At 74.1% G+C, this 10,103-nt stretch carries 9 protein-coding genes; 6 read left to right on the top strand and 3 right to left on the bottom strand.

What is annotated here, in order from left to right; all coding sequences use genetic code 11:
• Positions 1-266: 266 nt before the first annotated feature.
• Positions 267-1,679 carry a methylation-associated defense system protein kinase MAD6 gene (gene mads6, locus ACWDS7_RS26120; RefSeq protein ID WP_451931415.1) on the bottom strand — a complete coding sequence of 471 codons (1,413 nt, stop codon included), beginning with the start codon at positions 1,677-1,679 and terminating at the stop codon, positions 267-269.
• 209 nt (positions 1,680-1,888) lie between these two features.
• Between mads6 and ACWDS7_RS26115 the strand changes: the two genes are divergently transcribed.
• Both ACWDS7_RS26115 and ACWDS7_RS26110 read left to right on the top strand, forming a co-directional pair.
• Positions 1,889-2,401, top strand: coding sequence for a GNAT family N-acetyltransferase (locus ACWDS7_RS26115; RefSeq protein ID WP_451931414.1), 513 nt, complete (start codon positions 1,889-1,891; stop codon positions 2,399-2,401).
• Positions 2,402-2,449: 48 nt separating this feature from the next.
• On the top strand, positions 2,450-4,396 hold the full coding sequence (locus tag ACWDS7_RS26110) for an ABC1 kinase family protein (RefSeq protein ID WP_451931413.1): 1,947 nt from the start codon (positions 2,450-2,452) through the stop codon (positions 4,394-4,396).
• Here the strand turns inward: ACWDS7_RS26110 and ACWDS7_RS26105 are convergent.
• Positions 4,374-5,747 carry an MFS transporter gene (locus ACWDS7_RS26105; protein ID WP_451931412.1) on the bottom strand — a complete coding sequence of 458 codons (1,374 nt, stop codon included), beginning with the start codon at positions 5,745-5,747 and terminating at the stop codon, positions 4,374-4,376. The two genes, ACWDS7_RS26110 and ACWDS7_RS26105, sit on opposite strands and share 23 nt — an antisense overlap.
• Before the next feature lie 61 nt (positions 5,748-5,808).
• Between ACWDS7_RS26105 and ACWDS7_RS26100 the strand changes: the two genes are divergently transcribed.
• The 4 genes from ACWDS7_RS26100 (at position 5,809) to ACWDS7_RS26085 (ending at position 9,120) form a co-directional block, all read left to right on the top strand.
• Positions 5,809-6,330 (top strand): winged helix-turn-helix transcriptional regulator, encoded by a 522-nt coding sequence (locus tag ACWDS7_RS26100; protein ID WP_451931411.1) that lies wholly within the window; start codon positions 5,809-5,811, stop codon positions 6,328-6,330.
• Positions 6,331-6,645: 315 nt separating this feature from the next.
• Positions 6,646-7,047: a phage holin family protein gene (locus tag ACWDS7_RS26095; RefSeq protein ID WP_306868258.1), complete on the top strand. Its 402-nt coding sequence runs from the start codon at positions 6,646-6,648 to the stop codon at positions 7,045-7,047.
• A complete protein-coding gene (locus ACWDS7_RS26090; protein WP_451931410.1) occupies positions 7,044-7,805 on the top strand; it encodes a DUF3618 domain-containing protein in 762 nt (253 codons plus the stop codon). Before ACWDS7_RS26095 ends, ACWDS7_RS26090 begins: the two co-directional genes overlap by 4 nt.
• A 730-nt stretch (positions 7,806-8,535) precedes the next feature.
• The gene (locus tag ACWDS7_RS26085) at positions 8,536-9,120 is read left to right on the top strand and encodes a hypothetical protein (protein WP_451931409.1); all 585 of its coding nucleotides are present in this window, start codon (positions 8,536-8,538) and stop codon (positions 9,118-9,120) included.
• A gap of 72 nt (positions 9,121-9,192) precedes the next feature.
• On the opposite strand, the gene ACWDS7_RS26080 is transcribed toward ACWDS7_RS26085, so the two are convergent.
• On the bottom strand, positions 9,193-9,888 hold the full coding sequence (locus ACWDS7_RS26080) for a TenA family protein (protein WP_306868262.1): 696 nt from the start codon (positions 9,886-9,888) through the stop codon (positions 9,193-9,195).
• Positions 9,889-10,103: the final 215 nt, after the last annotated feature.

The following is a 10,103-nucleotide window of genomic DNA, read 5'->3' as shown; positions in this document are numbered from 1 at the left end:
CGCGCAGCTCCGGCCAGACCTCCGAGGAGATCACCACGGTCGGGACTTCAAGGGTTCCGACAACCGCCGATCCGGCTCTGCGGGCGATGCAACATCTGCGCGCGGAGCTTGGCCACCTCGGCATCATCCACGCCGCTCCTGCTCCGGGTTCCGCCGGTCTCCGTGATCGGCCCGCGCTGCTTCTGCTCCGGGTTCCGCCGGTCTCCGTGATCGCCGGCGCTGTTCCTGCTCCGTGCTTCGCCGGTCTCCGTGACCGGCCCGCGCCGCTACCGCCCGGACATGCGCTTGAACCTGCTCCGGAGCCGGTCGAGCAGCAGCGGCTCCCGCTCGGCCACGGTCCCCTCCCGCGCCCGCCGCAGGGCGCCCAGGGCCTCCACCGCGTCCGGCCGCTTGGCGGGCGAGTGGTCGCGCATGCGCCGCAGCAGCTCCATGACCTCGGCCGGGACGCCGTTCACGGCGGTCTCGGCGTCCGGGCTCGTGGGGGGCAGCTCGCCGGCCAGCAGCCGGAAGGCGATCACCCCGGCCGCGTACACGTCGGAGGCGGCCGTCATCCGCTCGGGCCTGCCCTGGCACTCGGGGGCCACGTAGTGGGTGTCGAGGACGTTGGGGAGCTCGTTGGCGACGGTGTGCGCCCGGGGGCCCGGCTTGGCGTAGTCGAACCCGGTCAGCATCGCCCGGCCGTCCTCGGTCACCAGGACGCAGGCCGGGTTGAGCGCCCGGTGGATGACGTTGTTGGCGTGGACGTGGGCCAGGCCCAGCAGCATGTCGTCGACCACGTCGAGCATGGCGCCGGTGGACAGCTCCGGCCGGGAGGCGGTCAGGTGCAGGTGCAGCGCCTGGCCGTGCACGTCGTCGAGGACCAGCACGAACCGGCTCTCGTCGTCGATGGCGAAGAAGTCGCGGGAGCGCACCACGCACGGGTGCGGCGGGATCCGGGTGAGGGACTGGTAGGCGTTGGCGATCAGCCGCCGCTCGGCCGCACGCGGCTCCTCCTGGGCCAGCGGGTCGGCCCGGTAGACCCGCAGCAGGACCGTCTCGCTCCCCGGGACCGTGGCGTTGAACGCGCGATACTCGGTGACCCGGGTGTCCCCGCCGAGCTGCTCCTCCACCTCCCAGTTGCCGAAGCGCGGCGGCGCGGTGGACCGCCGCACGGTGCCGTTGAGGGCCTCGATGATCGGGGTACGGTACGGTGTCACGTCCGGGGTGTAGCCGCGCCTGACGCGGGAGACGTCGCTCAGCGTGCCGATCAGGCCGGGCAGGTCGGTGACGTGCCGCGAGTCACGGCCGGCCGGGTCGACCAGCTCGGTGTCGGGCCCGGTCAGCACGACGACGCTGTCGACGTAGATCCGCTCCAGCTCGCGGCGCTCCTGGGTGAGCAGCCCCTTGAGCGCGCGCCCGTTGCCGCGGAGCTTGGTCACCGGGGAGCCGAACGCGTCCCGCCGGGCGGGGAACCAGCGCGTCCCGGCGACCTCGATCCGGCCGCGCGTGCCCTTGACGTCGATGACGCAGAGCGAGTGGCCGGTCAGGACGATCGCGTCGACCTCGAAGGTGTCGTCGCCGCGCGGCACCTCGATGTTGTGCAGCAGCAGCCAGTCGTCGGGCGCGTTGTCCCGCAGGTGGGCGATGACCCGCCGCTCGGCGTCGTTCACCGGCTGTCCGCCGCCGACGATCTGTGCCATCTCTAGCGCGCCGTCCTTCCCACCTCACCGTGCATCGAAGTAGGGCAAGGGTCTCATGCTCCCGCGTATCTTTACTTTTCCGCCACTCTGACGTGCCCGAGTATCTATGATCATGGGCGCCCCGGCCGCGGAGAAGTGGGCGAAATATCCGGTATGGCGGTCAAGTGCTGAACCGTTCGGGGGGAGTACGCTCGGCTGACGTGGAACCCATGGAGATCACCGCAGGGACGCTCCACCTCCGGCCGTGGCGCCCGGCCGACGCCGAGGTGGTGACCGCGGCGCTGCGCGATCCGGAGATCCGCCGGTGGGCGGCCGCCGCCCCGGCCGAGCCCGACGGGCGGGCGTGGATCGCCGACCGGACCGCGGGCTGGGCCGACGGTTCGTCGGGCTCGTTCGCGATCGCCGACGCGACGACCGGGGAGGTGCTGGGCCACACCAGGGTCAAGATCACCGGTGACGGGGTCGGCGAGGTCGGCTACTGGGTCCTGCCGGCCTCCCGCGGCAGGGGCGTGGCCGGCCACGCGGTGGGCGCGGTCGCGCGGTGGGCCTTCGCCTTCCTGGAGCTGTCGCGGCTGGAGCTGCGGCACGCGGCCGGCAACACCCCTTCCTGCAGGGTCGCGCAGAAGAGCGGGTTCGCGCTGGCCAGGCTGCTCGCCGAGCCGTCCTGGCACGGGGGAGAGGGGACCGTCGAGGTCCATCTTCACACGCTCTCACCCACATGATCTAGTCTGTCCGCCGTCATATTCGCCGACGGAACGGACGGGGCAGAGGTGGATCTCCTGGCGACCGGGATCATCGTGATCACCGTGCTGGTGGTGCTGGCCGGGTTCACGCTGATCGCCCGGAGACTGCTCGACCTGCGGTTCGGGGTCGTCCGCACACTGCTGGCCGGGGTGTTCGTGTTCGTGATCGGCGGGCCGGTCACGAAGGCGTTCGTCGGCCTGGTGGACCCGGACGACGGGGGCGTCACGCCGCTGTGGTTCCTCATCCTCGCCGTGGTCTGCACGCTGCTCGGCGGGATGGTCTTCCTGGTGATCGCCGAGGCCCTGGTGCCGCCGGGATCGCTGCCCGGGCCGCTGGAGCTGATCAGAGGGCTGCGCGGCCGGGTAGCCCGCTCGCGCCGCTACCTCCAGATCACCCGGATCCTCGTACGGCACGGCCTCGGCCCCTACCTGCGCGGCCGCGACCCCGACCTCGGCGCCCCCTCCAGCCGGGCCCGGCTGGCCACGTCGCTGCGTGAGGCCCTCGACGAGGGCGGGGTCACCTTCGTCAAGCTCGGCCAGATCCTCTCCACCCGGGGCGACCTGCTGCCGGTGGAGTTTGTCGAGGAGCTGCGGCTGCTGCAGGACAAGGTGGCCTCCGCGCCCTGGCCGGAGATCGAGCCGGTGCTGGTGGCCGAGCTCGGCCGGCCGGTGGCCGAGACGTTCGCCGAGTTCGAGCGGGAGCCGCTCGCCGCGGCCTCGATCGCCCAGGTCTACCGCGCCCGGCTGAAGACGGGCGAGGAGGTGGTGGTCAAGGTCCAGCGCCCGGGGATCGCCGCCGTGGTCGAGCAGGACCTCGACATCGTCGCGCGCCTGGCCCGGACGCTGGAGCGGCGGACCCGGTGGGGCCGGGCGTTCGGGGTCGCCGACCTGTCCAGGGGGTTCGCCGAGGCGCTGCGCGAGGAGCTCGACTTCCGCATCGAGACCGCCAACATGGCCGCCGTGGCCGCCGCCACGGCCGGGGAGCCGGTCCGCGTGCCGGTGCCGTACCCGGAGCTGTCCGGGCGGCGGGTGCTCGTCATGGAGCGGCTGGAGGGCACCGCGTTCGGCTCCGCCGTACCCGACGGGCTGGACCGGCAGGAGCTGGCCAGGACCCTGCTCGACACGCTGCTCCGCCAGATCATGCTGCACGGGGTGTTCCACGCCGACCCGCACCCGGGCAACATCATGCTGCTGGCCGACGGGCGGCTGGCCCTGCTCGACTTCGGCTCGGTGGGACGGCTCGACGGCTCGCTGCGCGGCGCCCTGCAGCGCCTGCTGGGCGCGATGGACCGGGGGGACCCGCTCGGGGTGAGCGACGCGCTGCTGGAGGTCGTGCCGCGGCCCGACGAGATCGACGAGCGCGAGCTGGAGCGCGAGCTCGGCCGGTTCATGGCCCGGCACCTGGTCACCGGCGTCACCCCGGACATGCAGATGTTCGGCAGGCTGTTCCGGATCGTCTCGGCGCACGGCCTGTCCGTCCCGCCCGAGGTGGCCGCGGTGTTCCGGGCGCTGGCGACGATCGAGGGCACGCTCGCCCGGCTGGCTCCCGGGTTCGACATCGTGGCCGAGGCGCGGGCCTTCTCGGTCCGCCATCTCGGCGAGCAGAGCGGTCCCGGGTGGGTACGGCAGGCGGTCGAGCAGGAGGCGCTCAGCCTGCTGCCCATGCTGCGCCGCCTGCCCCGCCGGATCGAGCGGATCGCCGGGGCCGCCGAGCACGGCCGCTTCAGCCTGAACGTGCGCCTGTTCGCCGACGAGCGCGACCGGCGGCACGTCACCGGCCTGCTCCACCAGGTGCTGCTCACCGTGCTGGCGGCCACCACGGGCATCATGGCCGTGCTGCTGCTCGGCGCCGACAACGGTCCCCCGGTCACCACCGACGTGGGCCTGTACCAGCTCATCGGCTACAACCTGCTGGTGATCAGCGCGATCCTGGCCCTGCGGGTGCTGGTGATCATCTTCCGGCGGGACGGCTGAGGAGCAGGACCCCGCCGCCCGCCGCGGCCGCCACCACGGCGCAGACCACCAGGGCGCCGTCGGTCCCCGCCGACAGGCCGGCGGTGCCGACGACCGCGGCCATGAGGGCCACGCCCAGCGGCGAGCCGACGTAGCGGGCGGTGTTGTTCGCCCCCGACCCCATCCCGGCCCGGTGCGGCGGCACGCTCTCGATCGCCAGGTGGGTGAGGGAGGTGTTGATCAGGCCGCTGCCGATCCCGGCGACGGCCAGGCCGAGCACGATCCGGACCCAGGGGGCGTGACCGGCCACGTCCAGGAGGGGGAGCGTGCCCGCGGCCGACAGCAGCAGCCCGAGGGCGAGACGGCCCCGCCCGGTCAGCGGCAGGCGGCGCGCCTGCAGCGCGGTCAGGAACGACGCCCCCGACCAGACGGCGAACAGGGCGGCGCTGCCCAGCGGGGACAGGCCCCGGGCGAGCTGCAGCACGGTCGGCAGGAAGCTCATCAGCCCGATCACCACCATCCCGACCACGAGTGCTCCGCCGGTGGCGACGGCGAAGAGGGGGCGCCGGAACAGCCCCAGGTCGAGCAGTGGGACGGGGCGGCGCCGCTCGACCACGGCGAAGGAGCCCAGCAGCAGCGCCGCGGCGGCGGCCGCGACGGCCACGACCGGCTGGGACCAGCCGCCGCGGCCCTCGGTGACGGCGGTGACCAGCGCGGCCAGGCCGGAGGCCAGCAGCAGGACGCCGGGCAGGTCCAGCCGCCGGCGCTCGGCCGCGCGTGACTCGGGCAGCAGCCCGGCCCCCAGCAGCGCCAGCGGCACCGCGGCCGCGGCGACCACCCAGTAGACCGCCCGCCAGCCCGCCACGGCGGCCAGCCCGCCGGAGATCAGCGGGCCGACGGCGATGCCCAGACCGAGCATGGCCCCGTAGCGGCCCGTGGCGTGCAGCCGCCCGCGGCCCTCGGGGAAGGCGTGGCCGAGGGCGCCCAGGCTGGCGGTGAGCAGTCCCGCGCTGGCGGCTCCCTGCACCAGCCGGGCCGTCACGAACATCGCCGTGTTCACCGACAGGGCCGCCATGACGCTCGCGGCGGCCAGCGCCCACATCCCAGCCAGGTAGATCCGCCGCCGCCCGTAGTTGTCGGCCAGGTCTCCGGCGATCAGCAGCAGCGCCGCCAGGCCCAGCGCGATCGCGTTCAGCAGCCAGGCCGGTCCCGCCGGTCCCGAGCCGAGGGCCCGCGCCGCCTGGGGCAGCGTGACCATGGGGGCGGTGTAGTTGATCAACACCAGCAGCGGCGCGGCACAGGTGAGCGCGAGGATGAGATCCGGGGGACGACGGGTCGCGGTGAGCGTCATGGGGAGCCTTTCATGGTTCATTCACTGAACTCACAACGACCGTAACACACGTGAGTTCAGTGAATGAACTAGCATGGGGAGCATGGCGCTCGGCAAGAACTACGAAGGTCAGGACTGCTCGCTGGCCCGTGCTCTGGAGCTGATCGGGGAGCGGTGGACGCTGCTGGTGGTCCGCGACGCGCTGTACGGCGTGCGCCGCTACGGCGACTTCCTCGCCCACCTCGACATGCCGCGCGCCGTGCTCTCCCAGCGGCTGCAGGCCCTGGTGGAGGCGGGCGTGCTGGAGCGGCGCCGCTACCAGGACGCGCCGCCGCGCGACGAGTACGTCCTCACCGCGATGGGGCGCGAGCTGTGGGGCCCCGTCTACCTGCTCGCCCAGTGGGGGGAGCGGAACCTGTCCTCGGCGGGCCCCCGCCGGATCTTCTTCCACGCCTCCTGCGGCACGCGGATCGACCGCGACGGGCTCTGCCCGGTGTGCGGGGGACGCGCCCCGCTGGAGGAGATCGAGGTGCGCCCCGGCCCCGGCGCCGAGTTCGCCCGCGAGGACCCGGTCAGCGTGGCCCTGCGCCGCCCCCACCGGATGCTGCGGCCGCTGCCCGGCTGATCCGCCGGTCGCCACGGCCGCCGCGCGGCGCGACCGGGTGGCCGCGCGTCTGGAAGACCCCGGCCAGGCCGTAGCCGATGCCGCGGGCGCCGCCGGCGACGGTGTTCTTGGTCGTGTCCGCCTCGTGGCGGGAGTCCGTGGGCGACGGCGCGAGGGCGGCCGCCGCCGGGGAGGCGGTGGGCGACGGCCGGAACCGGTCCCATGCCCGTGCCCGCGCCCGGTCCAGCCGTGATCACCCGTCGCCGGGCGGAGGTTTGCCGTGACAGGAGAGGGTAGCGCCTTCCCCTATAGAGGTCTGCAGGGAGGAGGAACGTCATGACCGGCAGTCCCAAGGACACGCTGTCCACGGCCGAACTGATCCGGCAGCTGTCGGAGGAGGTCTCACGCCTCGTCAGGGACGAGCTCCGCCTCGCCAAGCTGGAGCTCGCCGAGAAGGGCAGACACGCGGGGATCGGCGCGGGACTGTTCGGCGGGGCCGGCGTCGTGGCCCTGTACGGAGGCGGCGCCCTGGTGGCCGCGGTGATCCTGCTGCTCGCCATGGTGATGCCCGCGTGGGTCGCCGCGGCGGTCGTCGGCGTGGTCCTGCTGGCCGTGGCCGCCGTTCTCGGACTCCTGGGCAAGCGGCAGGTGACCGAGGCCGGCCCGCCCGCCCCCGAACGGACCATCGAGAGCCTCAAGCACGACTTCGACGCGGTGAAGGAGAGGGCACACCGATGACTGAGACCGATCCGGGCAGGCCCGGTCGCGATGTCGAGGAGGCGGGGATCACCGGCTCGCGCAGGAAGGAAGTCGGCGAGCCCGTGACACCCGACGAGAGCGGATCGCTGAACATCCCGCCCAACGCGCCGGAGATGTCGGAGGTCCCGCCGCCCGGCCGCGACGGGAGGCCCACCGAGGATCTCGGCGTCCCGCCGTCCGAGCGGGACGGGACGCCCCGGCCGGTGGACAGGACCGGGCCCGGGCCGGCCGAGCCCGACAGGACCGATGCGGGCAGGGCCGGCGTCGGTACGGCGGTGGCCGGCGGGACCCGCGACGACAGGGCCGGCGCCGACAGGACGAGCGCCGGTAAGCCCAGCAAGGAATCCGTGCGGCGGGACATCGAGAGGGACCGCCGCGAACTAGGCGACACCGTGGAGGCTTTGGTGCACAAGACCGATGTGAAGGCCCGTGTCCAGGAGACCGCCACCCATGTGGGTGAGGATCTGCGCCGGATGGGGGCCGCCACCGCCGGCACCGCCACCGAGATGGTGGGCCGGGTCAAGGAGGCCGCACCCGAGATGGTCGGGCGGGTCAAGGAAGCCGCTCCGGAGATGGTGGGCCGGGTCAAGGAGATGACCCCGGTCGAGCTCAAGGACGCGGCGGGGAAGGTGACGACCGAGGCGGGCAGGCGCCCCGTCATGACCGTCGCCGCGGTGGCCGCGCTCGCCCTGGTCGCCTTCCGGGTGCTGCGGCGGGGCCGCCGGGGGAAGAGGTAGGCGCACCGCTCTTGTGAGCGGTCCTGCCCGTCCCCAGGAGGGTTCAGCGCGGGCGGGCGACGACAGGTGTCGCCCGGCCCGGCTGCCGGGGCGGTCCGCCGGCCGAGCGCTCCGGCCGCGGGCGGGCGGGCCACAGGGCGCCGAAAGCATGGCGGGCACCGAGACGCTCCGACCGCGGGCGGGCGGCCCCCGGCAGCCGGGCCGGGGCCGGGTGTGGAGGGTGCGGCGGCCGGGTCCGGGCGGGACGGCCGGGGCCGCGGCCGGTGCCATGACGATCTGCTCGACAGGGGAGCGGGTGGGACGAGCCAAGCCCAGGGTCGCCGGGGTAATCTGACCGTTTCCCGGGCGAGCGGCGGACCCCCTCCTTTCCGCCCGCCCGGGATCTCCCTCCCGGCCGGGCACACCCGCCGGGCCGAGTGGGCCGATCTCCCGCGGCGCCGCACCGGCCGAGCGGAGGCGGGAGGCGTCCGGACCGGGCGGAGTTCGGAGGCGTCCGGATCGAGCGGAGGTGGGAGGCGTCCGGACCGGGCGGAGTTCGGAGGCGTCCGGATCGAGCGGAGGTGGGAGGCGTCCGGACCGGGCGGAGTTCGGAGGCGTCCGGATCAGGCGGCCGTGAACCGTTCTGACGGCCCGGACGTCGTAACCGGTGCCGGGACCGCGTGACCCCTGATCCCGGAGCGGAGACGTCGCCGTGGAGGTGACGTTCCCCGCAGGACACCCAGGAGGTCTCATGCGCCGTTCCTGCCGTGTTTTCGGCGTCGCCGTGGGCCTGGCCCTCATCGCGGCGGCCCTGTCCCCGGTCGCGCCCGTCGAGGCCGCCTGCCTCGGCGCCGTCAAGAAGTGCGGGCGGGACGCCCTGATCGCCATCGACGTGCGGGCCAAGGGCACGCCCCGCGCCCATCCGGGCGGGCAGGTCACCTACGTCCTGGACTACTCCATGACAAGAACGCCGTCCTTCGCCCCCTACTGGGGCTCCTACTGGGTCGGCGGCAGGTTCCCCCGGGGCGCCCGGGGCCCGGCCAGGGCCGTCCTGTTCGACGGGACGGGCAGGCGGCTGGCCGCCTTCCCGTGCCGCGGGCACTCCGACGGCGTCTGGTGCGACACCGGCGGCCGGATCCCGGACCGGGGCAGGATCGTTCTCACGGCCCGCCTGGCCCGCGGCGCCACGGCCGCGGCCGTGGCCAGAGTCGGCTTCGACAGCTTCGACGGGCTGAACGAGCAGGAGTTCGCCCGGCACCTCAACCGGCAGAAGTCCCGCGAGAAGTTCTGCAACTACCGCTTCACCAGGACCGTCACCACGGCGGTGGACTCCTGAGGCAGACCGGCGCCCCCCGCGTCCCGGTGGGAGGCGTGGGCTCAGCCCCCGTGTTCCGGCGGGGCCGCGGGGTCAGCCCCCCGCGGCCATGTCGAAGAAGCGCAGCTCCAGCCGTACGGCGCGGCGGAAGAAGTCGAGCACGCGGAGCCGCCCGTCCTCGGCGAGCCCGGGGCCGAGGCGGTCGAGCTCGCCGCGGAGGAAGCCCACCCAGGCCCGGAACTCCGGCCCCTCGTGCAGGTCGATCCACTCGCGGTGGACGAACCTCTCCGGCAGCGGCTCCTCGGCGAGGCTCGCCCAGCCCAGATAGCTCCACTCCGCCACGCACAGCACCGCCAGGATGAGCGGATAGTCCAGGCTGGTCCTGGCCTCGTCCATCAGAGCGCGGAAGTCGGCCGTCACCGGCTCCAGCGGCGGGGAGAGCAGATCCTCCGGGGCGGCGCCGAGGGCCGCGAGCGCGCGGTGGAAGTAGGTCTTCTCCTCGGCCGTGGCGGTCTCGCCGAGGAAGCGGCCGAACGGCACCCGTGACTCGAAGCTGTCCGCGCTGGCCACGGCCGCGCCGAGCAGCGCGGTGAAGGAGTCGACGAACTGGAAGTCCTGGACCAGGTAGCGGCGCATGTCGTCGTCGGAGACGTCGCCCCGGGTGATCGAGGCGGCGAACGGATGGGTCACCACCGCGGTCCATCCCGGCTCGCTGTGCGAGCGCAGCCACTCGCTGAACGCGGGGTCGGCGGCGCCCGCGCGCCACTCGTCGTAGGGGACCGGGTCCACCGGGCTTCTCCTCGCGGTCTGGGGATGTCGATCGCTGTGAATGCTAGTCCGGTCGGCCCGGCGCCGGGCGGCGGCCTTCCGTGCCCCCTGTCCCAAGGTCCGGGCGGCGTCGCCTGTCCTGCCGTCCGGGTGGCCGCCCACCCCGCCCGGCTGCCCCGGCCGGCCGGGGCGGTGCCGCGCCGGAGGGCCGCCCGGTGTCGCCTACGATCACTGGA

Source organism: Streptosporangium sp. NPDC003464, from assembly GCF_053588315.1.
Note: the sequence above shows the minus strand (reverse complement) of the source record. Positions and strands in the feature narration are given on the sequence as shown.

Excerpts from the sequence above, each read along its gene's own strand:
- ACWDS7_RS26095 (WP_306868258.1), top strand. The coding sequence starts at position 6,646 with ATGACCGGCAGTCCCAAGGACACGCTGTCCACGGCCGAACTGATCCGG.
- ACWDS7_RS26105 (WP_451931412.1), bottom strand. The coding sequence starts at position 5,747 with ATGAACCATGAAAGGCTCCCCATGACGCTCACCGCGACCCGTCGTCCC.
- ACWDS7_RS26085 (WP_451931409.1), top strand. The coding sequence starts at position 8,536 with ATGCGCCGTTCCTGCCGTGTTTTCGGCGTCGCCGTGGGCCTGGCCCTC.
- ACWDS7_RS26115 (WP_451931414.1), top strand. The coding sequence starts at position 1,889 with ATGGAGATCACCGCAGGGACGCTCCACCTCCGGCCGTGGCGCCCGGCC.
- ACWDS7_RS26090 (WP_451931410.1), top strand. The coding sequence starts at position 7,044 with ATGACTGAGACCGATCCGGGCAGGCCCGGTCGCGATGTCGAGGAGGCG.
- ACWDS7_RS26100 (WP_451931411.1), top strand. The coding sequence starts at position 5,809 with ATGGCGCTCGGCAAGAACTACGAAGGTCAGGACTGCTCGCTGGCCCGT.
- mads6 (WP_451931415.1), bottom strand. The coding sequence starts at position 1,679 with ATGGCACAGATCGTCGGCGGCGGACAGCCGGTGAACGACGCCGAGCGG.